This is a genomic window from Mesorhizobium norvegicum (genome assembly GCF_004919685.1).
Taxonomy (GTDB): domain Bacteria; phylum Pseudomonadota; class Alphaproteobacteria; order Rhizobiales; family Rhizobiaceae; genus Mesorhizobium; species Mesorhizobium norvegicum.
Map to the genome: position 1 here is coordinate 144,534 of NZ_SMYZ01000054.1, position 25,522 is coordinate 170,055.

Below are 25,522 nucleotides of genomic sequence, written 5' to 3' on the forward strand. Positions count from 1 at the left end.
GCGTCAAAGGCTCGATTGGTTCCGATTTAATGATGGATGCTGGCGGCGCCACACAGCCGCAGTCGACATGGAGCCACGCGTCAAACAGACTGCGCGGTGAGCGTCAGCATCAGGCAGCCTTGGCTGCCGGCATCGGATGAATGGCCTGGAACGGGATGCACAGCCGGTTCCAGGTGTTGATCATGCCAAGCGCAACGGACAGCTTGACCAACTCCTCTTCCGAGAAATGCTCGAGCGTCCTTGCATAGAGTTCGTCCGATACGCCGTTGTTGGCGATCAGGGTGACGGCCTCTGTCCAGGCAAGGGCGGCGCGTTCGCGCTCGGAAAACAGCGGCGATTCCTTCCAGGCCGAAACCAGATAGAGCCGCTGCTCAGTCTCGCCGTCGCGCCTCGCCTCGCGGCTGTGCATCTCGACGCAGAACGAGCAGCCGTTGATCTGCGACGCCCGCAATTTGATCAGGTGCAGCAGGCTTTCCTCGAGCCCGCATTCGTCCACCGCCTTGTTGAGTGCCGACACCGCCTTCATGATCTCCGGCGCCTTGGCGAAAAACTGCAACCTCTGTTTCATCTTTGATGTCCTCTACGCTTGCTTGGTTGAACTGGATTTCTGCGGCCGCTGATGGCGCTCGACAAAGGCACAGCTCGCGGCAAGCGATCTGGGGTCGCCTTCTGCCGCGTAGGTGGCCACGATGTCCGACAGCTTTGCCTCGGCGAGTGCGGCGCGGTAGGCCCGCTCGGCCTTCAGCATCGCGGCGTTGATGCCGCAGGGTTTGACATAGGCAGAGGCGTCGAGCTTGACCGGACCGTTGCGGCGGATTTCGCCACAGCGGAAAGCCGGCTCGCGCCCGTCGACCGCCAGCACGATATCGAGCAGCGAAATCCGCTCGGCCGGTCGCGCCAACCGGTAGCCGCCGGCCGGTCCCGAGACCGATTCCAGAATGTGCGCCGCGCTCAGCATGTTGAGATGCTTGAGCAGATAGCTCGGTGACAGGCCGAAGGCCTCCGCCATGGCAGCGCCCGCCAGGGTGCTGTTGCCCTCGACGCCGGCCAGCATGGCGGCGCAGTGGATGGCTGCCTCAACGCCCTCGCCCAGCTTCATCGTGTTGATCTCCAATTCATGGATATCTTTTATCGTGGATAATTTTTATCTGCAATAGGAAAATGAAAAACGGCGCCCGAAGGCGCCGCTTTTTTCGTCGAGATTCCCCTACTCCGCAGCCACCTTGGCCATTGGATTGTTCGGGTGCGTCGTCCAGTTGGCGTAGATCGGCGACACCGGCTTGCCGGTGCGCTGGTCCATCACGCCGACGGCCAGCGGTTCCATGGTGATGCAGTTCTCGACCGGGCAGACATTGACGCACAGATTGCAGCCGACGCATTCGGCTTCGATCACTTCGAAGTGCCTGACGCCGTCGACCATTGCGGTGATCGCCTGGTGCGAAGTGTCCTCGCAGGCGATGTGGCAGCGGCCGCATTTGATGCAGGCGTCCTGGTCGATACGCGCCTTGGCGACGTAGTTGAGGTTGAGATATTGCCAGTCGGTGACATTGGGCGTCGCGCGGCCGACAATGTCGTCCAGCGAGGCATGGCCCTTTTCGTCCATCCAGTTTTCGAGACCCGCGATCATCTCCTGCACGATCTTGAAGCCGTAGGTCATTGCCGCCGTGCACACCTGCACATTGCCGGCGCCGAGCGCCATGAATTCGGCAGCGTCCCGCCAGGTGGTGATGCCGCCGATGCCGGAGATCGGCAGGCCGTGGGTTTCGGGATCGCGCGCGATCTCGGCCACCATGTTCATGGCGATCGGCTTCACCGCCGGGCCGCAATAGCCGCCATGCGAGCCCTTGCCGTCGATGGTCGGCTGCGGCGCGAAGCTGTCGAGATCGACGCCGGTGATCGAATTGATGGTGTTGATCAGCGACACCGCGTCGGTGCCGCCGGCGTGCGCTGCGCGCGCGGGCTTGCGCACATCGGTGATGTTGGGCGTCAGTTTGGTGATGACAGGCATGCGGGTGTTCTGCTTGCACCAGCGCACCACCATTTCGATGTATTCCGGCACCTGGCCGACGGCGGCACCCATGCCGCGTTCCGACATGCCGTGCGGGCAGCCGAAATTGAGCTCGATGCCGTCGGCCTCCGTCTCCTCGACCACCGGCAGGATCGCCTTCCAGGCTTCCTCGACGCAAGGCACCATCAGCGAGACGACGATGGCGCGGTCGGGCCAGTCCTTCTTGACCTGCTTGATCTCGCGCAGATTGACCTGCAGGTCGCGGTCGGTGATCAGCTCGATGTTGTTGAGGCCGAGCAGGCGGCGGTCGGCGCCCCAGATCGCGCCGTAGCGCGGGCCGTTGACGTTGACGACCGGCGGGCCTTCCTCGCCCAGCGTCTTCCACACAACGCCGCCCCAGCCGGCCTTGAAGGCGCGGATGACGTTATAGGCCTTGTCGGTCGGCGGCGCCGAGGCCAGCCAGAACGGATTGGGCGATTTGATGCCGACGAAATTGTTGCGGATGTCTGCCATGACAGGTCCCTTTCAGCCGAGACGAAGGATCAATTCGACGGGTGCGAGAATGCCGCCTTCAAGCGCGGCGGTGAGGTTGGCGATCTTGGTGCGGGCGTTCTCGCCCATGACGAGGCCGACGCCGGGCGGCGGCTTCCTGCCTTCCGCCTGCGCGGCGGCCATTCGAGCACGTATTGTCGCGAAGAACTCGATGGCAAAGGCGCCGCGTGGCCGCTCAGCGGTCACCGAGAACCCCGCATTGGTTGCCGCCGAGCGATAGTCGTCCGGCGTGGCGACGAAGGACATGGTTTCATCAGTTGCCCATGGCAGCGGATAGGTCAGCGCGCCGGCCTTCAGCCTCATCACATCATAGACGGCAAAAACGCCGCCAGGCTTGAGCACACGAGCGGTCTCGCTCATCAGCTTCGCCTTGTCGGGAAGGTTCATGCCGACATGCAGGATGACAGCCGCATCGAAGCTGGCATCCTTGAATGGCATGTCCAGCGCGCTGCCTTGCACGAAGCGCGTCTTGCCGGCCAATCCAGTTCGCTTCGACAGGCTGGTCGCGATATCGACATAGCTCTGCGTCAGGTCGATGCCGGTAACGTCTGCTCCGGCGCTGTTGGCGACAAAGCGGGCCGGACCACCGACACCGGATCCGATATCGAGAAGCTCGGCCCCTGGCTTCAACCTCATCTGATCGATGAGTGCCTTGGTGGCGGCGACACCGCCAATATGGAATTCATCGACCGCTTCGAGATCGCCGGCGCGCAGATGGGCAATTTCCACGCCCGTATCGGCGAGCGCGGCAAGGATCCGCTGCTCAAGACCCGATATGTCGTAGTGACGGGCGATGCCCGGTTCCACCGTGGCCATGATCCCTATCCCTGCGTCAGACTCCTGTTGATGCTCTCCGCCGCGTCGCGGCCTTGCGCCACAGCAGAGACGGTCAGGTCGTCGCCGCCGAAGATGCAGTCGCCGCCGGCCCAGACTTTCGCCAGCGAGGTGCGTCCTTCGGCGTCGACCTTGATGCGGCCGGCTTCGAGGTCGATGGAGGCGCCGCTGCCGTTGAGTGCGGCCGGCACAAAGCTCTGGCCGATGGCCTTGAACACCTGGTCGGCGGTGAGCGTCAGCGTCTCGCCGGTGCCGGCAAGCTTGTCGCCGTTCATGGCGGTGTATTCGAGCTCGATGGCGCTGACTTTGCCGCCGTCGGCGATCACCCGCTTCGGCTGCAGCCAGTGGCGGATGGTGACGCCGTTGGCGGCCGCCAAATCCTGTTCGAACCCGGAAGCGTTCATGTGCTCCTGGCCGCGCCGGTAGCAGATCGTCACCTCCTCGGCGCCAAGCAGTTTCGACTGCACGGCGGCATCGATCGCGGTCATGCCGCCGCCGATGACGACGACGCGGCGGCCCACCGGCAGGCCGGAAAGGTCACTGGCCTGGCGCAGCTCGGCAATGAACTCGACCGCATTGATGACGCCGTCGGCGTCCTCGCCATCGGCGCGCAACGCATTGACGCCGCCGAGCCCCATGCCGAGAAATACCGCATCGTAGTTGCGGATCAGGTCGGACAGCTGATAGTCGCGGCCAAGCGCCTTGCCGTTCTGGATGTCGATGCCGCCGATCGCGGTCACGTAATCGACTTCGGCCTGAGCGAAATTGTCGACGCTCTTGTAGGCGGCAATGCCGTATTCGTTGAGGCCGCCGGCCTTCGGGCGCGCTTCCAGGATGGTCACGTCATGGCCATGGCGGGCGAGCCGGTGCGCGGCGGCAAGGCCGGCCGGACCGGCGCCGACCACGGCGACCGTCTTCCCGGTCGGCTCGGCGCGCGGATAAAATTGCTTGTTCTCGCCCATCGCGACATCGGTGGCGAAGCGCTGCAGGCGGCCGATCTGCACCGGCTTGCCTTCCGCCACCTCACGCACGCAAACCTCCTCGCACAGCGTCTCGGTCGGGCAGACGCGAGCGCACATGCCGCCCAGGATGTTCTGATCGAAGATGGTCTTGGCCGAACCGATCGGATTGCCGGTCGAGATCTGGCGGATGAACAGTGGAATGTCGATCGAGGTCGGGCATGCATTCATGCACGGCGCATCATAGCAGAAATAGCAGCGGTCGGATTCGACCAGCGCCTCGTGGTGATCGAGCGGCGGGTGCAGGTCGGAAAAATTGTCCGCATACTGGTCGGCCGAGAGCCTGCCGCCTGCAATGCCTTCCCTGAATTGGCCTTCTGGCATCGTCAGTTCCCCATGTTTTGTTTAGGGGAAGGCTAGCACGTTTTATTTTTTTATCAATTGGTCAATTTTCGGCGCAAGCTCCTGAAAAGGCTCGACAATAACATGATTTTTTTACTCATGTTATGGCGACTGCGGTTGCGTTTGCAGCGGGAGCGTATGGCCGGGCTCAAGTCCGTGGCCATGGATAGCCCTGACCTCATCCGCGACCAGTTGCTGCAACCGCCACAGGTTGCGGTCGTGGATGCCGAACGCTTCGAGGTGGCTGACCGTGTTGTAGAGATATTCGGCGCCGGATCCGATATGCCCGCAGGCTCTGGCCAGCACGTTCGCCACCTTGTCCAGCGGCTGATTCAGCGACGTTCCCCTGCCCTTCACGCCGACCCAGAAGCCAAGCGCCCGCAGTGCGCCTTGCGCCGTATGCACCGGCAGCCACCTGACCGTGTCGATGCTTTCGTGGTCGCTGATCTCGCGCCGCAGCAGCCTTTCGATCTGCGCCGGTTTTTCGCCGTCCGGCAAGCGATAGATCACCCCGTTGCAGCGTCCGCCCCGTTCGAGCGCCATCATCAACCCCGGCTGCGCGGCGCTGCCGCGCCAACGCACCATGTCGAGGCAGAAGGAGCGGTGCCAGCCAAAGGCAGTGGCGAGCTGTTGCTCGACCGACTCGAATTCCGGCTTCCAGATCAGCGATCCGTAGGCGAACACCCATAGCGGCCCCTCGTCGGCTTCCTCAGACAGCCGCAAGGCAAGGGGCCGGAAATCCGCGTCGTTCAACTCGGTCCAGCTCGGATCCGGACCGGGATCGGCCTCCTCCCGATGGCACAGTGCGACAAGCTCGGGCGTGAGCGACATCAAGCGCATGAACGACAACCCCTCATGACCGCAGAGAAATCGAAAACCGCCGGGCGCGCAACCGGGAACGCTTACCGCGGTTCGACCATTATCGTCCGGGCGGTGTCGGATTTCCGTCGTGAAGATCGTCCTAGGATGGATCGCACGACGATCGATGCATGAAAGGTGAGGAGACCGAAAATGCCAAAATCCCCGATGCCCTTCTTCTGGTACGAATTGATGACATCAGATCTCGACGCCGCCGAGGCGTTCTACCCCAAGGTGGTCGGCTGGACGGCGCAGCCTTTCGACGTGGCGCCCGGCATGCCACGCTATGTCGTAATGAATGTCGGCGAGCGTGGCGTCGGCGGCCTGATGACGATACCGGAGGATGCCGCCAAGATGCGCATGCCGCCCGCCTGGCTCGGCTACATCAAGACAAGTGAAGTCGATGCCTCGACCGCATCGCTGGAGAAAGCGGGCGGCGCCGTTCACCGCCAGCCCGACGACATTCCAGGCGTCGGCCGCTTTGCCGTCGTTGCCGATCCGCAGGGCGCGACCTTCATGTTCCTGCAGCCGAACGGCCCCGACCAGCCTGTCGTGCCGGCCAGCACGCCAGGCCATATCGGCTGGCACGAGCTTTACACGAGTGACTGGAAGGCCGCGTTCGATTTCTATTCCAACCAATTCGGTTGGGTCGATGCCGGCGATTTCGACATGGGCCCGATGGGCACCTACCAGACCTTCACGGCCGGCCCCGAATCCGGCGGCGGCATCATGAACAAGCCACAGCAGATTCCGGTCCCGGTGTGGCAATTCTATTTCAACGTTCCGACCATCGACGCGGCGGCCAAACGGGTGACCGACAATGGCGGCAAGATCCTGATGGGGCCGATGGAGGTCCCCGGCGGCAGCTGGATCGTGCAGTGCCAGGACCCGCAAGGCGCACACTTCGCCTTGATGGCGCCGGTCCGCTGACGGCGATAGACACGGCTGGTACAAAGCGCCGGCCTTTCATCGTACCACCGATGAAGGGCCGTATTCCTCTGCTTGGCGCCGACCTATTCCGGCGCCAGCACTGCGACCTTCAGATCCGCCTTTTTCGCACCGCTGAACTGGACGGTAGCCGGGCCGGCCGCGAGTTTGAAGCGCACGCTCTTGCGGATGCCGGGGCAGGTTTTCACGCCGCTATAGCCCGCCGATTTCACGGCGTGGCCATCCTGGATGACATCGATCCAGGCCTCCCCCGAGAGGCTTATCTGAATGGCCCCCTCGGCCGGTACCTCCACGCTGGCGACGGCGCCAAACGTGTCCGAGGCTGGGGCACGTTCGGGCTGTACGGTGAAGCCGGCTTTCTCGACCGGCACCAGTGCCAGATCCGCGGCAGCGCCCACTGCCAGCGTCGTTCCGGACGGTGTTGCGGGCGCTGCGGCAAACAGGGCCTGCTCCCGCGTCACCGGCCACTTGAAGGCCTCGCAGCCTGCCTCCTCGGCCATGGCGAAGCTGGTGGCTGCAAGGATTGCGAATAGGGTGATGACGACTTTCTTCATGGCACAGGGAACCCACCTGGTTTGAAATATCTGCACATCAATACAACCTTAGCATTAATAATGCAACCCTAACGAGAATAATATGAAAGACCAGGCTGGGGAACATTTCCAATCACCGATTGTTGATGGCAGGCCATGGGAAGTGAATGGTCCATTTCCGGGCGATAATCTATGGCCGGTCCGGGACGCCAAAATGGAGTTTTAGATGAAGCTTTTCGAAAGCCTCGCCAAGTATCAGCCGCAGGCTCTGGGCGTGTTGCGCATCATGACGGCGCTGCAGTTTATCGAGCATGGCAGCCAGAAACTGTTCAATTTCCCGGTCAGCGACCATGCCGGTGCCTTGAGCGGGCTGTCACTCACCTCCGGCATCCTCGAATTCGCCGGCGGCATCCTGCTGGCTCTGGGCCTGTTCACCCGGCCGGTCGCGTTCCTTCTGGCCGGCGAAATGGCGATCGCCTATTTCATGGCGCATATGCCGCGCGACTTCTTCCCGGTCAACAACGGCGGCGATTCGGCAATCTCGTTTTGCTTCATCTTCCTTTATCTGGTGTTTGCCGGCGCCGGCGCCTTCGCGCTGGACAACCGCCGCAGCGCCTGACTCCAGAAAGAGGATGCGTGCCTAATGCATGTCGCCCAAAAGTGTCCAGCGGTTTTGGGACAACGACATGCACAAAACAGGAATCTGAAGCGCATCGGCGAAGCCGAAGCGCTTCAGGCGCGCATCCTTTCGAAATTGGCATCGAACAGCGGCGCCGCCTGCATGCGCGCCGCATGGCGTTTGCCCAGCAGCTCGATCTCGAAGCCATCGCTCTCATCGGCGATCTCCTTCGGCACATAGCCGACGGCGACGGATTTCTTCGAATGATGCGCATAGCCGCCCGAAGTGACCCAGCCGCGCACCGCGCCGTCGAACCAGATCGGCTCGTCGCCGATGACATCGGCATCGTCGGCCTCGACGATGAAGGCACGCAGGCGCAACTTGCCGCCCTGCTTGCGCTCGGCGAGCGCCGCGGCCTTGCCGATGAAATCGGCGTCCTTGCCATAGGCGACGAAGCGGTCGAGCCCGGCTTCCAGAGGCCCGTAGATCGGCCGGTATTCGCGCGCCCATGAACCGTAGTTCTTCTCCAGCCGCAGCGCGTTGAGCGCGCGCGAGCCGAACAGGCCGATGCCGAATTCTTCGCCCGCGGCCATCAGGGCCTGGAAGGCGGCGCGCTGATACTCCGGCGCTACCCACATCTCATAGCCGAGATCGCCGGTGTAGCTGACACGGCCGACCAGGCACGGCGCCATGCCGATATCCATCTTGCCAATGGCCATGAATGGAAATGCCGTATTGGAGACATCCGAGCGTGTGGCCTTTGCCAGCACATCGCGCGCCTTCGGCCCGGCGATCGACAGGCCGGTGAGCTTCGCGCCCAGCGCCTCGATGCGCACCGAGCCGTCGTCAGGCAGGTGCTTCTCGAACCAGCGCATGTGGTATTGCTCGGCAACGCCGGAGCCGGCGAGGAACCAGCCATCTTTCCCCAGATTGGCCAGCGTGAAGTCACCGATCAGTCTGCCGTCTTCCTTCAGCATTGGCGCCAGCGTCATGCGGCCGGGCTTCGGCAGCTTGCAGGCAAGCATTCGGTCGAGCCAGGCGGCCGCCCCCTCACCAGTCACCTTGTATTTGGCGAAGCTCGAAATCTCGGACAGGCCGACACCGTCGCGAACGGTCGCGACCTCCTTGGCAACCTGGGTGAAGTCGCTCGAGCGGCGCCACGAGAACTCGTCCTTGACGCCCTCCGGCGCATACCAGAGCGGCACCTCCAGCCCATAGGCGACGCCCCATTGCGCGCCCTTGGCCGACAGCAAGTCATAGACCGGCGTCGTCTTCAGCGGCCGCCCGACCGGCAGCTCCTCATTGGGGAAGCGGATCGAGAACCGCCTGGAATAGTTCTCTCGCACCTTGGCGTTGGTGTAGGCCATCGTCGCCCAGTCGCCATAGCGCGCCACATCCATCGCCCAGATGTCGGCGCCCGGATCGCCCTCGATCATCCAGTTCGACAAAGCCAGGCCGACACCGCCGCCTTGCGAAAAACCAGCCATGACACCGCAGGCGACCCAGAAGCCCGGCAGCCCGCGCACCGGCCCGACCAGCGGGTTGCCGTCCGGCGCGAAGGTGAAGGGTCCGTTGATGATCTGCTTGATGCCGGTGTTCTGGAAGGCTGGGAAATGCCGGAAGCCGACCTCCAGCGACGGCGCGATGCGGTCGATGTCGGGCGCCAGCAATTCGTGGCCGAAATTCCATGGCGTGGAGAATTCGGACCACGGCTTGTTGGCCTTCTCATAGGTGCCCATCAGCATGCCGCCGCGCTCCTGGCGCAGATAGAGCTCGCCGTCGAAATCGACCGCGTGGATGATCTCGGTGCCGGTCTTGGCGTTCCAGGCCGCGACCTCCGGCATATCCTCGGTGATCAGGTACATGTGCTCCATCGCCAGCACCGGCAGTTCGAGGCCGACCATGCGGCCGACTTCGCGCGCCCACAGGCCGCCGGCATTGACGACATGCTCGGCCACCACCTCGCCCTTGTTGGTGATGACCCGCCACAGCCCGTCGGGTCGCCGCACGATGTCCTCGACCTTGGTGAAGCGTTCGACCTCGGCGCCAAGTTTGCGCGCCGCCTTCGCATAGGCGTGGGTGACGCCGGACGGATCGAGATGGCCGTCCTCCTTGTTCCTGACAGCGCCGACGAACTGCTTGGGATCGAGCAGCGGCATCAGTTCGGCCGCTTCGTTGGGCGAGATCTCCTCGAGCTCGATGCCGAGATAGCGGCCCTTGGCAACGACGCCGCGCAGCCAGTCCAGCCGTGCCTCGGTCGCCGCCAGCAGCACACCGCCGGTCAGATGCACGCCGGTCGCCTGGCCGGAAAGCTCCTCGATCTCCTTATAGAGGTTGATCGTGTATTTCTGCAGCTTGGCGACGTTGGGGTCACCGTTGATCGTGTGCATGCCGCCGGCCGCGTGCCAGGTCGAGCCGGATGTCAGTTCGTCGCGCTCCAGCAGGACAACATCGGTCCAACCATGGCGGGCAAGATGGAACAGCACGGAGCACCCGACGACACCGCCGCCAATGACCACGACCTTTGCATGCGATTTCATGGATTTTTCTCTGATATCAGTGAGTTGGATGGGTGATATGAATCGGTGCCGGAGGATTTTGATTCACAGTCTTAAGGTCGAAGATCGGCGCTGCCCCTCATCCGCCTGCCGGCACCTTCTCCCCGTATAGTGACGGGGAGAAGGGAGAAGCTCCGACGCTGGCGTCCCCCTCTCCCCGTTCTTCACGGGGAGAGGGTATGGGTGAGGGGCAGCGCCGACCTTCCAAAACCATCACGGCTCGCCCTGCCCGATCGCTTCCTTGCGCCTGGCCATGTAAGCCTCCAGCGCCTCGCGCACGGCGATATCCATCACCGGCTCGACATAGTCTTCCAGCGCCTTCTTCCACAGCCGCGTCGCCCGCGCCGTAGCGTCGAGCCCGCCGGCCTCCTGCCAGGCCTCGTAATTCTGCCAGTTGGACAGCATCGGCTGGTAGAAGGCGGTGGCGTAGCGCTCCAGCGTGTGCGGTTCGCCGAAGAAATGGCCGCCGGTCGGCACCGCGCCCAGCGCCTCGACGGCAAGCTCGGCCTCGTTGACCTCGATCGGGCGCAAGAACTCCATCATGTGCTGGATCATCTCGACGTCGATGATGAGTTTTTCGAACGACGCCGTCAGCCCGCCCTCCTGCCAGCCGGCGGCGTGGTAGACGAGATTGCCGTGGCCGAGCACCGCGCCCCACAGCGCCATCAGCGTCTCATAGGCGCCTTGCGCATCGGCGGCGTTGGAAGCCGAGCCCGGCGTCGTGCGGTACGGAAGCCTGTAGCGCCGCGCCAGTTGCCCCGACGCAATATTGGCCTTGGTATTCTCAGGTGTGCCGAAGGCCGGCGCGCCAGACTTCATGTCGACATTGGAGGTGAAGGCGCCATACATGACCGGCGCGCCCGGACGGACAAGCTGCGTCAGCACGACGCCGAACAGCGCCTCGGCATTCTGCTGCGCCAGCGCCCCGGCCAGCGTCACCGGGCTCATCGCCCCCATCAGCGTGAACGGCGTCACTGCCACCGACTGGCCGAATTCGGCCATGGTCATCAGCCCCTCGGCCATCATCTCGTCGAAGCGGCGCGGCGAGTTGACCGAGATGATGGTGGTGATGCCGGGGTCGTCGCGCATCTGGTCTAGGCTCAAGCCTCGCGCAATCGCCATCATCTCGATGCCGTCCAGCGCCCTGCCCCGGCCGATCGCCGAGACATGGAAACTCTTGTCGGTCAGCGTCAGATTGGTGAAGTAGGTGTCGAGATGGCGGGAGTTTGCCGGCAGCTCCACCGGCGCGCAGACCTGGTTGCCGAGCATGTGGATGCAGTTGAAATGCTGCGCCAGCCGGGTCAGATCAGAGTAATCGCGCAGATTGCCGGCACGGCGGCCGCGCTCCATGTCGTGCACATTGGGCGGCCCGGCAACGAGCGTGAAATTGATGGTGTTGCCGCCGAGATGAACGGCGTTAGCCGGATTGCGCGGCGTCAACACATAGCTGGACTGCGTGGTCTTCAGCGCGTCAGTGACCAAGCCGCGATCGATGCGGACATTCGCCGAGGCATGATCGACCCTGGCGCCGGCTTTCTCGAACAGCGACAGCGCGCGCGGGCTCATCACCTCGATGCCGAAATTCTCCAATATGTGCATCGACGCCTGGTGGATCTGCTCGATCTGGTCGGGCGACAGCATGGCCATCGGCGGATAGGGATTTGTCACCCGCCTGAGCGGCAATTGCGGGATGGCCGACGGCCCCCTGTTGCTGGTGCGCTCGGCGCCGCGTTTGCGTCTTGGTTCGTTCATGCCTGGCATCAAAGCCCCGGCAAACCGGGCAAGCTGTCAGAAATACGCCGTTTGCGGGCGTGATTTTAGCCACGGCGGCATTTCCGCAATATCCATTTAGAAAAAGCGACGAGATATGTCGCATTGCTGATACGGAATTTCCTCAAGCGACCGCTCCGGCGAAGCGTTAACGGACGCTGCAAGATTCCCTTTATGATTTCGGCCTATTGCTCTGCCAATGCGTAGTTCGAGTTTTAGTAAAATTGGTGCGGTTTGCGTGCTGCTGGCGCTTTCGGCCTGCGCCACGCCGCCCAATCACATCAACAATGTCTGCGCCGTCTTCGACCAGAATGACGGCTGGTTCGACAACTGGCAGTCGGCGGCCGAGCGCACCCAGCAGAAATACGGCATCCCCGTTCCCGTGCTGATGGCGACGGTGCGCAAGGAATCCGGCTTCAAGAGCAATGCCCGGCCGCCGCGCACCAAGCTGCTCGGCTTCATCCCGTGGAAGCACGTCTCGTCGGCCACCGGCTTCTCGCAGGCGCTGGACGGCACCTGGTCGCAATATCAGCGCGAGACCGGCAACTGGGCGGCGCGGCGGACGAAATTCGCCGACGCGGTCGATTTCGTCGGCTGGTATCATTCCAAGACATCAGACACGTACGGCGTCGCCCGCAACGACACCTACAATCTCTACCTCGCCTACTATCTCGGCTGGACCGCCTATGGCCGCGGCAACCGCGGCGATGCCGGCGTCCAGGGCTATGCCCGGGCCACCGACAAGATGGCGCGGGACTATGCGCAGCAACTGAGCGAGTGCGGCAACTGAACGCTCCGCATCACTGATCTCGACCTTCCGTCCGTCAGCTCGGCTTTTTGCCGCGCGGGCGCTTGGGCGGGGTGGCAGTTGGGCCTGTATCCGTCACATGCGACGCGTCTTCCGGTACGCCCTCATGCGCCGCGTGTTCCTTGTCGAACTTGATCACCGGCTCCATCTTGGCCAGCACGTCGTCGGCGAGCCAGCACAGGCTCATATGGCCGTCGCCGAGATGCTTGACCGGCGGCACCTTGGTCTCGCACAGATTGTCCGGCACCAGCTTCTTGTAGCCGCAGCGGGTCTGGAACGGACAGCCCGAAGGCGGGTTCATCGCCGACGGGATGTCGCCTTCCAGCACGATGTGCCGCTTGACCACGCTGGTGTCGGCGATCGGGATCGCCGACAGCAGCGCCTCGGTATAGGGGTGATAGGGCGGCGCGAAGATCTGGTCGGTCGTGCCTTGCTCGACGATGTAGCCGAGATACATGACGACGACGCGGTCGGCGATGTAGCGTACGACGGACAGATCGTGGCTGATGAACAGCATCGTCGTCTTGTTCTTGCGCTGGATGTCCATCAGCAGCTCGGTCACCGCCGCCTGCACCGACACGTCGAGTGCCGACACCGGCTCGTCGGCCACCACCACCTTGGCATCGCCGGCAAAGGCGCGCGCCACGCCGATGCGCTGCTTCTGGCCACCCGAAAGCTGGCGCGGCTTGCGGGTCTCGAATGCCCTGGGCAGCTTCACCAGGTCGAGCAGTTCCAGCATGCGCTTGCGGCGATCGGCAACCGTCTTGCCGACATTGAACTTCTCCAGCGTGCGGATGATCTGCGAACCGACCGAATGGCTGGGATTGAGCGTGTCGAACGGATTCTGGAACACCATCTGGATCGACGATACGGTCTCGACGCTGCGCTTCTCGATGCCGGTCGACTGGATTTCCTTGTTGCCCAGCGTCACCGTGCCGGCACTTGCCGTCTCCAGTCCGAGCAGCACCTTGGCCAGCGTCGACTTTCCGCAGCCGGATTCGCCGACGATGGCAACGGTCTCGGATTCGCGCGCCATGAACGATATCGTCTCGTTGGCCTTGACGACGCGGCCTTCGCTCGAGCCGAAGACTTCGCTGCCGCCGACCTTGTAGTATTTTCTCAGATCCTCGATCTTGAGCACCGGCGCACCGGGCACGACGCGCTCATTGACCTTCTTGGCGCCGGGCGGCAGCGCTTCCCAGTCGATCTCGTTGAAACGCACGCAGCGCGAGAAATGGCCTTCGTGCCCCGCGACCTCGATCATCGGGATTTCGGCGGCGTTGCAGACGCCCTCGACGAAATGGTGGCAGCGCGGGCCGAAATTGCAGCCCTTGGGCCGCTCATGCGGCAGCGGCAATTGTCCGGGGATGGAGATCAGCGGCCTTGAATTCTTGTCGGCGCCAGGCAGCGGGATCGAGCGGAACAGCCCTTGCGTATAGGGATGGCGCATCCGGTCGAACACGTCCTTGATCTTGCCGGTCTCGACCGCTTCGCCCGAATACATCACCGTGATGCGGTCGCAGGTTTCCAGGATCAGGCCGAGATTGTGCGACACGAAGATCATCGATGTGCCGAACTTCTCGCCGAGCCCCTTGACCAGGTCGACGATGCCCGCTTCCACCGTCACGTCGAGCGCAGTCGTCGGCTCGTCGAGCAAAAGCAGCGCCGGCTTCGACAGCAGCGCCATGGCAATGACGATGCGCTGCTGCTGGCCACCGGAGAGTTGGTGCGGATAGGAGCGCATCATGCGCTCGGGATCGGGCAGCTTGACCGAGCGCACCATGTCGAGCGCGCGCTTATAGGCCTCTTCCTTCGACACCTTGTCGTGGATCAGCGGCACTTCCATCAGCTGCTGACCGACCTTCATCGCCGGATTGAGGCTCGCCATCGGCTCCTGGTAGATCATCGCGATCTTGTTGCCGCGGATGGCGCGCAGCTCCTCGTCGGAGAGCTCGCCCATGTCCTTACCCTGGAACTTGATCTTGCCGCCGACGATCTTCCCGATGTTGGAGAGGTCGCGCATGATGCCGAGCGACACGGTCGACTTGCCGCAGCCGGATTCGCCGACGATGCCCATCGCCTCGCCCGGCATGACGGTGCAGGAAAAGTCCATGACGGCCGGTATCTCGCCCTTGCGGGTGAAGAAGGAGATCGACAGGTTCTCGATCTCGATGATCGGCCCGTTGGTCGGCTTGGCGGGATTTCGAACTGCCTCGTTCATGGGTCGCTCCAATCCAATTTTACCAGATGCGGGCCGAAGCCCGTCAATCAATCTTTCATCGATTGTTCGCGCAGCGAGTCGGCGAGTAGGTTCAAGCCCAGCACGAACGACATCAGCGCAATCGTCGGCGGCAGCGCCGGATGGATGAAGGAACGCAGCAGGCGGCTGGCGTCCTTGATCGCGGTGCCCCAGTCCGGGCTTTCCGGCGCCAGGCCAAGGCCGAAATAGCCGAGCGTGCCGAGCAGGATCGTGGTGTAGCCGATACGCAGGCAGGCATCGACGATCAGCGGCCCGCGCGCATTGGGCAGGATTTCCCACAGCATGATGTACCAGGGCGATTCACCGCGCGTCTGCGCCGCCGCCACATAGTCGCGTGTCTTGATGTCCATCACCAGGCCGCGCACGATGCGGAACACGCCGGGGCTGGACGCGAACACCACCGCCACGAAGATGTTGAGCTGGTTGGGATCGATGTGCACGATCTTCAGCGGATCGGCGTCGAAGACCAGGCCGGCATAGATCCAGCCGCCGAGGATCAGGGTGATGCCAAGCAGGATATAAAGCCGGTCAGGCCGGTTCTTGTAGCGCGTCCAGAACAGCACGCTGAAGAAGATGATCGGAAACAGGAAGAACACGCCGGCCATGCCATAGGGGATCGGCGTGTCCATGATGCCAGGCGTCACCAGCAGGTAGAACAGCAGGATCACCGGGAAGGCGAGCACGAGGTTTGCGAGGAACGACAGCACGGTGTCGATCTTGCCGCCGTAATAGCCGGCTGGCAGGCCGAGCGTGATGCCCACCATCAGCGCGAAGCCGGTTGCCGCAGGCGCGATGATCAGCACGATCTGGCTGCCATAGACCATGCGCGAAAACACGTCGCGCGCCAGCTTGTCGCCGCCGAACAGATAGGTCAGCCCCGATTGCGGTTCGATGGCGCCCGGCAGCACGTCCTTCATGATGGGGACCTGGGCCAGCGGATCGAAGGGCGAGATGGTCGCGGCGAAGATTGCCGTGAACAACCAGAACAGGCAGATGCCGACGCCGACGATGCCGACGCCGCTGTCGAAGAGCTGGCCGTAGAGCGCCAGCTTCTTCTTGTAGGCGAAGCTCGTACCCATGACGATGAGGAGCGCGATCCAGACCGGCCAGAAGCGCGACAGCACTTCGAGAACGACGGTGAAGCCACTGATATATTGAACCGGCATCCGCTTCGCCCCCTACTGAACTCTGATACGCGGATTGAGAAACGCGTAGCCGACATCGGAAATGAGCTGCGTGATCAAGACGATGAACACCGAGACCAGCGAGCAGCCGAGCAGAAGGTCGATGTCGTTGTTGCCGGCCGCCTCGACCAGCGTGTAGCCGAAGCCCTGGTAGCGGAACATCACCTCGACGATGACGACGCCGGTGAGCAGCCAGGGAAACTGCAGCATGATGACGGTGAAGGGCGCGATCAGCGCGTTGCGCAACGCATGTTTGACCACCACGCTGCCAAAGGAGAGACCCTTCAATCGAGCGGTGCGGATATATTGCTGCGTCATCACCTCAACCATCGAAGCACGCGTCATGCGGGCGATATAGCCGATGCCGTAGATCGCCAACGTCATCACCGGCAGCGTGAAATTGTAGAAGGTGATGCCCTGGCTGGCCGAAGCCGCCGAGCCGTTCAGCCAGCCAAGCCATGAGGCGAAGATGACAGTGAAGATGACGCCCGACACATATTCAGGCGTCGCCGTCGACGCGATTGAGGCCACTGACAGCACACGGTCGGTTCGCGAGCCCTCTCGCATGCCGGCGAGAATCCCGATCAGCAGCGAGATCGGCACCATCACCGCCAGTACCCAGAACATCAGGATGCCGGTGGCACCGAGCGCGGGAAACAGTTTTGAGGCGACGGTTGCCTTGAACTTGGTCGAGCAGCCGAAATCGCCTTCGAAAACGCCGGCGAAGGTCGGCACGAGCGGATCGTTGCAGAAGGAGAAACGCTGCGCCGGCTTGCCGGTCGCCGGGTCGGTCACCGGCTGCTTGGGCACGACGCCCAGCCATTGGCCATAGCGCACGAAGAAGTTCTGCCGGTAGCCATGGTTGACCAGCCAGCTCTCCAGCTGCTCGGCCGACGTATGCATTTCGGTCTGGCTGATCGCCAGCTTCTTCAGATTGGGCTCAAGGTTGATCAGGAAGAAGACGACCATGGTCAGGCACAGCATCGTCAATGCCATGGTGCCAAGACGCCTGATAACGAAGGAAAGCATGGCGGCCCCCTGCCGGTGGGTTGGGGTTTGAGCCGGCTATGAAAGCCAACCCTGCCGTGACAGGCGGGGCTGGCTGTCAAACAGGCCTTCGGATGCGATCAACCCTGTTTTTGTTGCATGACCTTGCCCGCGAGTCCGCAACTTTTTTGAGAAAGCGCGGACCAACAGGGACGGACGACGCAAAGAGCGAGGGAAAGGGGCGACGCCCCTTCCCCTTGTCAGTACGATCAAGCCTGGTCGAGCCAGACCTTGCCGTAGTCGCGCTCGAAAGTCGGATGCATCTTGTAGTTCTGCACCGCCTTGACCGAGTGGCTGTAGAGCTTGCGCCAGTACGGCTGGATCATGATGCCGGAATCCTGCAGGATCTGCTCGATGTCCTTCATCATTTCCTTGCGCTTGGCGGCGTCGGCAACGGCGAGCGCCGCATTGAGCTTGGCATCCCACTCGGGATTCGAATAGCCTGTCTCGTTCCAGGCTTCGCCTGTGCGATAGCCGATCGCAAGCACCTGGACGCCAAGCGGCCGCATGTTCCAGTTGGTCATGGACAGCGGATACTTGGTCCAATCGTTCCAGAACGTCGAGCCCGGCAGCACGGTGCGCTTCACCTTGAGGCCGGCGTCGCGCATCTGGGCAGCGATCGCATCGCCGGTGTTCTTGTGCCAGTCCTCGTCGACGGTGATCAGCTCGTGTTCGAAGTCGGCCTGGCCGGCTTCCGCCATCAGCGCCTTTGCCTTGGCCGGATCGCGGGCGACCTTCGCAAGCTCATAATATTCCGGATGAATCTGGCAGACATGGTGGTTTTCGGCAACGGTGCCGGCATTGCCATAGCCAAGCTGAAGAACGACATTGTTGTCGACCGCGAGCTGCAGCGCGTTGCGCACCTTCTGGTCGCCATAAGGCTTGTTGTTGATGTTGGTGCGGCAGACGATGGTCGACGCCGTGACGATTTCCGACTTCACCAGGTCCATGCCGTCGAGGATCGACACGTAGTCGGCCGAAGTCTCGAAATTGGTGTGCACTTCACCGGCTTCGAAAGCGCTGACCATGGCCGCCGGATCGGTGCCGTAGTCAATGAATTCCAGGCCGTCGAGGAACACTTCGCCGTCCCACCACTTGTCGTCGGTGCGGCGCTTGTAAACCACTTTCTGGCCGACATCGTAGGAGACGAGCTCGAACGGGCCGGTGCCGATCGGGCAGGCCTTGAAGTCGCCGCCCTTCTCATCGAAGCTCTTGTGGACGATCAGGCCGGGATAGTCGCACATGTTGGGAATGAGCGCGATGTCAGGCTTGCCGAGCTTGAGCACGACCGTGTGGTCGTCAGGCATGGTCACGGCGCTTTCGTCGAGCTTGTCGTCCTTGACCAGCGAGCCGAGACGGCCGGGCATCGAATTGCCTTCGGCTTTCTTGTCGGCCCAACGCTTTAGGTTGAAGACGACGTCGGCGGCGGTGAAGGCATCGCCATTCGACCAGGTGACGCCCTTGCGCACATGCAGCGTGTACTGCGTGGCGTCGTCGTTGACGTCCCAGCTTTCCAGCAGATAGGGGCGGAATGTGTATTCGGGTGTGTACTTGACCAGCGGCTCAAGCGCCTGGCGCTCGGCATTGGCGATTTCCGACCAGTCGGCCTTGCGCGGATCCTTGGGATCCTTGATCCACTGGGCGATCTTCAACGTGCCGCCCTTCTTGCCTTTTACCTCTTCAGCCTTCGCCGGCGTCGGGTCGGCGAGGCCGAGCAAGCCGTAAGCCATTGCCGTCGACGCACCGAAGACGCTGGCCATGGCCAGGAATTCGCGGCGATCGACCTTGCCTGCCTTGGCATCTTCGGCCATGGCCAGGATGTGATCCGGAACGCGATCACCATTACTCTTGTAAATTGTCATGACTTAACTCCCATTGTTGGCTTTCCGCCTTTTAACATTCCGCATCCGGGCCATGATGTCAAAGACGGCCCCGATTGGGAACATGTCCAGGAATGTGCAACTTTGGAAAGGGAGCGGTTCGCGTGATAACGACAGTCTTGGCGCAAAATTGCTACTGCCCGCCGGATTCCTCTGGAATCTCGATAGTCGATTAAACTGAGACATTTACTGGGGCCCGGACAGCGCCAACATCGAGCCACCATGAGGCCAAAAATCCCGCCGAAGTATCAGTATTCCTTCTCGTAAAAGATGCCGCCCTTGGCTTCGCCGGCATCGTTGGCCTCGCCACGCAACTTGACGCCGCGCCCTACATTGAGGTCGATCGTCGCCTTGCCCGAGCCCGGCTTGTCGCCTTTCTGGATCGTCACATAGGTGCGGTCGTTGAGGTACTTGCCGGCCGAAACCGCCGTGCCGCCCTGGTCGTCCGTGGTGACGTCGAGATCGTCGACGCCGATGGCGCTGCGCAGGTTTTCCAGCAGCGACGTCGATCCGCCGACCCCAGCCAGTTGCCCGGCGGCTTCGGCGAGCTGGGCGATCTGCAGCGGCGACAGGTTCGACATCGAGCGGCCGAAGATCAGTTGCGCCAGCACCTCATCCTCGGGCAGCGCAGGCACCGAGGAGAAGGTGAATTTCGGATTGGTCGCCTCGCCCGACACCAGGATGGTGACGGTGGTGCTGGTCGTCGTCGTGGTCGCCGTCAGATTGAGGTAGGGCACCAGCGAGCCGGAGAAGCCGACCGTGCCTTCGGTGAAGGTCAGCCGCTTGCCGAGGATCGACAGCCGTCCGCGCTGCAGGGTGAAGGTGCCGACCGCTTGCGGCGACGAGGCCGGGCCGGTCAGCTTGAGCGAGCCGCCGAGTTCGGCATCGACACCCCTGCCCTGGATGAAGATCTGGTTCGGCGCGTTGACCGTGACATCAAGCGCGAGGCCCGTGCCGCCGCCCTTGCCGCTGGTCGTCGGCGGCCGCAACGCCTTGTCCTGCGCCTTGACCGCACCCGGCGCGTTCTTGTGCTTGACGTCGAGCGCCGCCAGCGAGCCAGGCAATTTATCCGGAACCGTGATCACCGTCTTGGCGAGGTTGACGGTGCCGGCAATCACCGGAGCTGACGTCAGCGGTCCCTTGATCGTCAGGTCGCCGCCGAGATTGGCGGTCACCACACGGCCGTCCGTATAGCGGCCGTCGACCAGTTTGATCGACAGGTCGGCCGGGAAACCCTGCGCCGGGTTGATGCCGACGGTGCCGCTGGCCGACAGGCTGCCGCGTGTCGACAGCGTTCCGGTCAGCCGGTTGATCCGGGCGACACCGCCGGCGATCGAGACATCGGCGGCGAGATCGTTGACGGCGAGGCCCGAGCGCGCATCGACCAGGCGCGCACCGGAGGTGCTGACGCTGCCGCCGATGACAGGCGATGAAGCAGGGCCGCGCACTTGCACGTTGACATTGGCGGTTCCAGACAGCGACAGGCCTTGCGCGGCGAGCTTCTGGCTGAGCAGGCCGAAGGGCACGGCGCCATTGAAGTCGAGCACCAACGCCGGCGTACCTGCCGTCGTCACGGTGCCGCCGCCCTTGAGGCCAAGGCCGGCTCCATCGCTGACATTGGCATTGAAGGCCAGCTTGTTGGCGGCAAAAGTGCCTGACGAGGAGATACTTACCGCACCGACACCAGCACCTCGGGTCTGCGATGTCTGCACGCCGGCCGCATCGATGTTGAAGGCGACGGCAGGGTTCGCCGGTGCACCCGTCACCTTGACCGTGCCCGAAATCGAGCCGGCGGCGTCGAGGCCCGGCGAGAAACTGTTGGCGAGCGACATCGGCACCCGCGCCAGCGTCGCGTTGATGTCGAGCGCCGTGCCGACCTTGCCGGTCACCGTCGCCGTGCCGCCGCCAAGGTTGAGCACCAGCCGGTCCAGCGTCGTCGTGCCATTGGCGATGCTGACGGTCGAGGCCTGGGCGATGGCCGCCTTGATGCCCTGGACGGTCGCCTGGCCGGACGCCAGCTCGATGGTCGTCGTGCCGTTGGCCATTTTGACGCGGCCGGCGGCCTGTGCCGGAATGCCCTTGACGGTTGCGCCGCCGGAGAAGCCGGTCCAGCCACCGTCACGCTTCAAATCGACATCGATGCCGCTGATCACGGTGCCGCCCGACGTGACGGTGTTGGCGCGGATCTTTCCGGAGATCACGGGTGCGGCGAGATAGTTGGCGACAAGCGCATCGATAGAAACGGCTTTCGCCTGCAGGTCGCCGCGCGTAATCGATGCCGTCGCCGCCTTGATCGCGACCTGCGGTGCGGTGCCGTTCTTCGAGAAAGCAATCGTGCCGCGCACGTCGCCTTCGGCCTTTTCCAGCGCCAGTGCCGCCAGCGGGCCGATATCGGGCAGGTCGAGCGCGATGGTGCCGACCGGCACGAACTTCTCATCCAGCGCCAGATCGCCGGAAATCCTGTTCTTGCCCAGCGACAGCAGCAGGCCGTTGATGGCGCTCTTGCCGTCCGCCGTCGTCAGCACCGCACTGCCCTGCAGCGCCTGGCCGGCGACATTGCCGGTCAGTTGCACATTCGCCGCCGGGTTGGCGGCATCGGCCTTGCCGGTGGCGGTCAGCTTCAGCCCGGTGATCTCGCGCGATGCCACCAGCAGCCTGTCGCTGTCGACCGTCAGTGACAGATCCGGCGCGGTAGCCGGCCCCTGTGCGTTCACCGCAAAGGCGATGGCGCCCTTGGCATCTTTCGACAGCAGCGAGATGTCGCTCAGCGCGCCCTTGATCTCGGCGGCGACCTTGTTGTCGGCAAGGCTCGCCTGCCCTTCGGCGGTCAGCGCGCCCGAGGTCAGCTTCAATCCGCCTATGTCGATACTGCCGTTGGGGTCGCGCTTCAGCGTGGCGCTGATCTGCGCGCGTTCGCCAAGCATGCCGCGCGCCGCCGCCGGCAAGGCCGATGATGGGGCATCCGCCATCAAGTTGAGGTCTATAGCGCCGTCACGCAGCGACACTTGGCCCACGACCTGGCTGTTCAGCGCATCGCTCTTGAGCGAGCCGCTATCGATGGCGACCGCATCGGCTGTCAGGCGGCCGCTGAGCGCTGCCGTGACCTTGCCGGCGATCAGCGGCGCGATCACGGGATTGTCGAGACCGACCTTGTCCACCGACACCGTGCCGGAAACCGGTCCTGCGCGGTTCTTGAGATCGAACGCATCCGAATGCAATGCCAAGGCAAGCCCGTCCACCTTCGCCGGGCTGGTGGTGATCGAGGGTAGGATCGCAGACACATCCAGGCGGGCCCGTGTGCTCTCGCCCGCCACCTTTGCCGACAAGGACTGGATCTCGATCTTGACCGGGCTCTCGGCGCTGCCGACAGTCAGGGGCAGGCTGGGGCCGGACGAGATGAGATCGAGCGCAAAATCGCTGGCGCCGTTCCGGTTGAGGGTGCCGGTCGCCTTGCCGGAAATCTTGTCACCGGTCAGCGTTGCATGATCGAGCACAACACCGCCGGCCATGGTGTAACTGCCGGCCGCATCGACAGCGAGAACCCCGAGCCCCGCATGGCGGGTCTGGCTGGTTTCGACGCCAGCCAGCTGCGCGTTGAAACGGACGTCGGGAGCGGCCGGCGATCCGGTCACATCAGCCGTGCCGCCAAGCGTGCCCACGGCATCGAGACCGGGCGAAAAATCATTGGCGAGCGCTGCCGGCAGTGCCGAAAATTGCGCCGCGAGGTCGAGCGTCTGGCCAGCAGTACCGGACAAGGTCACCGAACCGCCACCGATATCGAGCGCCAGTCTTTCGATGCTGGCCGTGCCGTTGGCGATGCTCAGCGTCGAGGCTTGAGCGACTGCCGCCTTGATGCCGCGAACAGTCGCTTCGCCCGAGGAGATCTCGACGCTGGTCGTGCCGTTGGCGATCTTCACCCGACCGGCAGCGGTCGCCGGAATGCCAGCTATGGTGGCGCCGCCGGTGAAATTGGTCCAGTCGCCGTCGCGCTTCAGGTCGACGGCGATGCCGCCGATTTCGGTGGTCCCCGAGGTGACGCTGTCGGCTTTGATCGAACCCGCGATCGCCGGCGCCTTGAGATAATTGGCGACCAGCGCATTGACGGTGATGGCCTTGGCCGTCACCTCGCCGCGCGCGATCGAAGTGCTTTTCGCGTCGATCGCGACGGAGGGCGCGTCGCCCTCCTTGGCAAAGCGGATGGTGCCGTCGATGTCGCCCGTCACCGCCTGGCCGGCAAGTGCGGCCAACTGGTCGATAGCGGGCGCGTCGAGCGTCAGCGTGCCGAGCGGCATGTACTTGTCGTCCAGCGCTAGATCGCCCGAGACCTTGTTGTCCCCCAGCGAGACCAGGAATCCGTTGATCGAACGCTTGCCTTCGCTGGTCACCAGCGCCGCCTTGATGTCGAGCGGCTGGTCGTCGACGGAACCGGTCAGCGAAACGTTGGCAGCGGGGTTGGCGATGTCGGCCTTGCCGCTTGCCGTCAGCTTGATGGTCTTCACCGTGCGGCCAGAGGCCGTCAGGCTGTCGCTGTCGGCGGAGACGGTGAAGTCCGGCGCCGTCATCGCGCCGCTGGCCGACAGCGCGAAATCGATACCGCCGGCAACCGGCACGCCGACCATCGGCGACAGCACCGAAACGTCGGCCAGTTTGCCCTTGATGTCGGCCTGGATGTCGGTGCCTTGCATGCTGGCCGTGCCGGCGGCGCTGAGCGTGCCGGACGTGAATTCGATCGAGTTGGCGGCGAAGGATCCCTGCGGATCGCGGGCCGCGCTGGCCGAGAATTTCACCCGGGCGCCGAGCACCGAGGCGATCTGCGGCGGAAAGGCCGTCGCCACGGCATCCGCGTTCATCTTGAGCTGCATCGACAGGTCGGCAAGCGCCACAGTGGCTGTCAGCGAAGCGTTAAGCGCATCGGAGCGCAATGTGCCCTGGTCGATAGCAATGGCATCCTTGCTGACCGATCCGGCCAGATCGACATCGACCTTGCCGGTGATCAGCGGCGCCAGCGTCGCCACGTCGGTCTTGAGACCACCCGCCTCCAGCTTGACGGTGACCGGCCCGGCGCGGTTCTGGATGTCGAAGCCGTCGGAATGGATCTGCGCCGCCAGATCGTCCAGCCGCGTGCCGCCGGCGACGATCGAAACGAAGGACGCGCCGATATCGATGATCGGCGCCTTGCCGTCGCCGAACGCGCGCGCGGTGGCGTTATTGATCGCCAGCGTGATCGGCTGCGCCTTGCTGCCGACGCTGATCACCACGGGCGGGCCCTTGGCGGCGAGTTCGACCGAGAAATCGCTGGCGCCGGCAGGATCGACGATGCCGGTGGCGGTGCCGTGCACCGCATCGCTGTCGATATTGGCGCGGTCGACACTGACGCCGCCGGCGGTGGTTGCGGTGCCCGCGACATCGAAGCTGGTCTTGCCGGCAAACAGCGGCTTCAAATTCTCCGGCAGGAAGCGGGCGAAATCGCCGTCGCCCTTGGCCTCGATGTGATTTCCCTTATAGGTCAGCTGATGGCGGCCCGTCAGCTGGGTGACGATCTTGCCGTCCACTGTGAACGTGCCGATGCCGTTCCAGTTGGCGAGCGGTCCCGTGCCCGAGACGATTATGTCGACCGGCGGCGTATCGGGCAGCTTGAGCAGATTGGCGATGATGCCGCCTGCCGGCTCCGAGGCCTTGAGGTCGAGATCGAGCCTGTTGTCTGCCGGCGCAAAGTGGATTTTGGCATCTACATTGCCTTGCTTGCCGTCATGGCGGGTGACGTTGAGCGTCGTCTCGACCGCCAGCGGCGCGGCGTCGGCCTTCAGCATCCCCTTGGCGGCGAGTTCGGCGATGCCGCTGCCGGCAAGGTCTTGCCCCAGTGCGATCTCGGGCAGGTCGATCTGCTTGATATCGAGCGAAACTGGCAGCGTCGTCGTGCCGCCGCTCTGCGCTGGCTGCGTGCTGGCCACCGGCAACCGGGCGAGTTCGATGCGCTCGGCCGCGATGCGGTCGGCGCTGAAGTTCTTCGACAGCAGCGCCAGCGGCGACCAGTCGACGGCCACCTTGCGCGCCACCAGCCAGGCGCCCTCGCGGTCCTCCAGCACGACATGGTCGACACTGAGGGCCCCGGACCAGATGCCGTCGATGCCGCTGACCGTGACCTTGCGGTCGTCGCTCGAAGCCATGCGCGAGATGATGCCGGCGAGATTGTCGCGACCGCGCTCGGTCTTGGTCAACACGACCAGTGCGCCGATCGCTCCCGCGACCACGATGAGCAGCGTGTAGAGGACAATACGAAGGATGCGCCAGACCGTCTTCAT

General features: G+C 63.5%; 17 protein-coding genes. 3 read left to right on the forward strand and 14 right to left on the reverse strand.

Annotation, left to right across the window (positions count from 1 at the left end):
• Positions 1-109: 109 nt before the first annotated feature.
• From FCU66_RS22775 to FCU66_RS22800, 6 genes are all read right to left on the reverse strand, one after another.
• Entirely contained in the window at positions 110-568 is a 459-nt protein-coding gene (locus FCU66_RS22775; protein WP_136618150.1) for a carboxymuconolactone decarboxylase family protein, read from the reverse strand.
• A 12-nt stretch (positions 569-580) separates the two neighbouring features.
• Entirely contained in the window at positions 581-1,099 is a 519-nt protein-coding gene (locus FCU66_RS22780; RefSeq protein ID WP_136618149.1) for an RrF2 family transcriptional regulator, read from the reverse strand.
• 108 nt (positions 1,100-1,207) lie between these two features.
• On the reverse strand, positions 1,208-2,521 hold the full coding sequence (gene preA, locus FCU66_RS22785) for an NAD-dependent dihydropyrimidine dehydrogenase subunit PreA (protein ID WP_136618148.1): 1,314 nt from the start codon (positions 2,519-2,521) through the stop codon (positions 1,208-1,210).
• 12 nt (positions 2,522-2,533) lie between these two features.
• Positions 2,534-3,376 carry a class I SAM-dependent methyltransferase gene (locus FCU66_RS22790; protein WP_136618147.1) on the reverse strand — a complete coding sequence of 281 codons (843 nt, stop codon included), beginning with the start codon at positions 3,374-3,376 and terminating at the stop codon, positions 2,534-2,536.
• A gap of 5 nt (positions 3,377-3,381) precedes the next feature.
• Complete coding sequence (locus FCU66_RS22795) at positions 3,382-4,737, reverse strand: NAD(P)-dependent oxidoreductase (protein ID WP_136618146.1); 1,356 nt, start codon at positions 4,735-4,737, stop codon at positions 3,382-3,384.
• Between the two features lie 120 nt (positions 4,738-4,857).
• Positions 4,858-5,595: a gamma-glutamylcyclotransferase gene (locus FCU66_RS22800; protein ID WP_136618145.1), complete on the reverse strand. Its 738-nt coding sequence runs from the start codon at positions 5,593-5,595 to the stop codon at positions 4,858-4,860.
• A 171-nt stretch (positions 5,596-5,766) separates the two neighbouring features.
• On the opposite strand from FCU66_RS22800, the gene FCU66_RS22805 reads away from it, so the two are divergent.
• Positions 5,767-6,543 (forward strand): VOC family protein, encoded by a 777-nt coding sequence (locus FCU66_RS22805; RefSeq protein WP_136618144.1) that lies wholly within the window; start codon positions 5,767-5,769, stop codon positions 6,541-6,543.
• 83 nt (positions 6,544-6,626) lie between these two features.
• Here the strand turns inward: FCU66_RS22805 and FCU66_RS22810 are convergent, their stop codons facing one another.
• A complete protein-coding gene (locus FCU66_RS22810; RefSeq protein ID WP_136618143.1) occupies positions 6,627-7,115 on the reverse strand; it encodes a hypothetical protein in 489 nt (162 codons plus the stop codon).
• A gap of 205 nt (positions 7,116-7,320) precedes the next feature.
• Between FCU66_RS22810 and FCU66_RS22815 the strand changes: the two genes are divergently transcribed.
• Positions 7,321-7,713, forward strand: coding sequence for a DoxX family protein (locus FCU66_RS22815; protein ID WP_136618142.1), 393 nt, complete (start codon positions 7,321-7,323; stop codon positions 7,711-7,713).
• Between the two features lie 113 nt (positions 7,714-7,826).
• Here the strand turns inward: FCU66_RS22815 and FCU66_RS22820 are convergent, their stop codons facing one another.
• On the reverse strand, positions 7,827-10,253 hold the full coding sequence (locus FCU66_RS22820; RefSeq protein WP_136618141.1) for a GcvT family protein: 2,427 nt from the start codon (positions 10,251-10,253) through the stop codon (positions 7,827-7,829).
• Between the two features lie 231 nt (positions 10,254-10,484).
• Positions 10,485-12,023: a trimethylamine methyltransferase family protein gene (locus FCU66_RS22825; protein ID WP_168991886.1), complete on the reverse strand. Its 1,539-nt coding sequence runs from the start codon at positions 12,021-12,023 to the stop codon at positions 10,485-10,487.
• A 217-nt stretch (positions 12,024-12,240) separates the two neighbouring features.
• Between FCU66_RS22825 and FCU66_RS22830 the strand changes: the two genes are divergently transcribed.
• Positions 12,241-12,831 carry a transglycosylase SLT domain-containing protein gene (locus FCU66_RS22830; RefSeq protein ID WP_136618139.1) on the forward strand — a complete coding sequence of 197 codons (591 nt, stop codon included), beginning with the start codon at positions 12,241-12,243 and terminating at the stop codon, positions 12,829-12,831.
• A 34-nt stretch (positions 12,832-12,865) separates the two neighbouring features.
• Here FCU66_RS22830 and FCU66_RS22835 read toward each other — a convergent pair whose 3' ends face one another.
• The 5 genes from FCU66_RS22835 to FCU66_RS22855 all read right to left on the reverse strand — a co-directional run bounded on the left by FCU66_RS22835 (position 12,866) and on the right by FCU66_RS22855 (position 25,522).
• Entirely contained in the window at positions 12,866-15,070 is a 2,205-nt protein-coding gene (locus FCU66_RS22835) for a dipeptide ABC transporter ATP-binding protein (RefSeq protein ID WP_136618138.1), read from the reverse strand.
• A 47-nt stretch (positions 15,071-15,117) separates the two neighbouring features.
• On the reverse strand, positions 15,118-16,275 hold the full coding sequence (locus tag FCU66_RS22840) for an ABC transporter permease (protein ID WP_136618137.1): 1,158 nt from the start codon (positions 16,273-16,275) through the stop codon (positions 15,118-15,120).
• A gap of 12 nt (positions 16,276-16,287) precedes the next feature.
• A complete protein-coding gene (locus tag FCU66_RS22845) occupies positions 16,288-17,322 on the reverse strand; it encodes an ABC transporter permease (protein ID WP_136618136.1) in 1,035 nt (344 codons plus the stop codon).
• Positions 17,323-17,549: 227 nt separating this feature from the next.
• Positions 17,550-19,202 (reverse strand): ABC transporter substrate-binding protein, encoded by a 1,653-nt coding sequence (locus tag FCU66_RS22850; protein ID WP_136618135.1) that lies wholly within the window; start codon positions 19,200-19,202, stop codon positions 17,550-17,552.
• 266 nt (positions 19,203-19,468) lie between these two features.
• On the reverse strand, positions 19,469-25,522 hold the full coding sequence (locus tag FCU66_RS22855; protein WP_136618134.1) for a translocation/assembly module TamB domain-containing protein: 6,054 nt from the start codon (positions 25,520-25,522) through the stop codon (positions 19,469-19,471).

Bases quoted from the DNA above. Each gene is read 5' to 3' on its own strand.
- FCU66_RS22775 (WP_136618150.1), bottom strand. From the start codon at position 568: ATGAAACAGAGGTTGCAGTTTTTCGCCAAGGCGCCGGAGATCATGAAG.
- FCU66_RS22780 (WP_136618149.1), bottom strand. From the start codon at position 1,099: ATGAAGCTGGGCGAGGGCGTTGAGGCAGCCATCCACTGCGCCGCCATG.
- preA (WP_136618148.1), bottom strand. From the start codon at position 2,521: ATGGCAGACATCCGCAACAATTTCGTCGGCATCAAATCGCCCAATCCG.
- FCU66_RS22790 (WP_136618147.1), bottom strand. From the start codon at position 3,376: ATGGCCACGGTGGAACCGGGCATCGCCCGTCACTACGACATATCGGGT.
- FCU66_RS22795 (WP_136618146.1), bottom strand. From the start codon at position 4,737: ATGCCAGAAGGCCAATTCAGGGAAGGCATTGCAGGCGGCAGGCTCTCG.
- FCU66_RS22800 (WP_136618145.1), bottom strand. From the start codon at position 5,595: ATGCGCTTGATGTCGCTCACGCCCGAGCTTGTCGCACTGTGCCATCGG.
- FCU66_RS22805 (WP_136618144.1), top strand. From the start codon at position 5,767: ATGCCAAAATCCCCGATGCCCTTCTTCTGGTACGAATTGATGACATCA.
- FCU66_RS22810 (WP_136618143.1), bottom strand. From the start codon at position 7,115: ATGAAGAAAGTCGTCATCACCCTATTCGCAATCCTTGCAGCCACCAGC.
- FCU66_RS22815 (WP_136618142.1), top strand. From the start codon at position 7,321: ATGAAGCTTTTCGAAAGCCTCGCCAAGTATCAGCCGCAGGCTCTGGGC.
- FCU66_RS22820 (WP_136618141.1), bottom strand. From the start codon at position 10,253: ATGAAATCGCATGCAAAGGTCGTGGTCATTGGCGGCGGTGTCGTCGGG.
- FCU66_RS22825 (WP_168991886.1), bottom strand. From the start codon at position 12,023: ATGAACGAACCAAGACGCAAACGCGGCGCCGAGCGCACCAGCAACAGG.
- FCU66_RS22830 (WP_136618139.1), top strand. From the start codon at position 12,241: ATGCGTAGTTCGAGTTTTAGTAAAATTGGTGCGGTTTGCGTGCTGCTG.
- FCU66_RS22835 (WP_136618138.1), bottom strand. From the start codon at position 15,070: ATGAACGAGGCAGTTCGAAATCCCGCCAAGCCGACCAACGGGCCGATC.
- FCU66_RS22840 (WP_136618137.1), bottom strand. From the start codon at position 16,275: ATGCCGGTTCAATATATCAGTGGCTTCACCGTCGTTCTCGAAGTGCTG.
- FCU66_RS22845 (WP_136618136.1), bottom strand. From the start codon at position 17,322: ATGCTTTCCTTCGTTATCAGGCGTCTTGGCACCATGGCATTGACGATG.
- FCU66_RS22850 (WP_136618135.1), bottom strand. From the start codon at position 19,202: ATGACAATTTACAAGAGTAATGGTGATCGCGTTCCGGATCACATCCTG.
- FCU66_RS22855 (WP_136618134.1), bottom strand. From the start codon at position 25,522: ATGAAGACGGTCTGGCGCATCCTTCGTATTGTCCTCTACACGCTGCTC.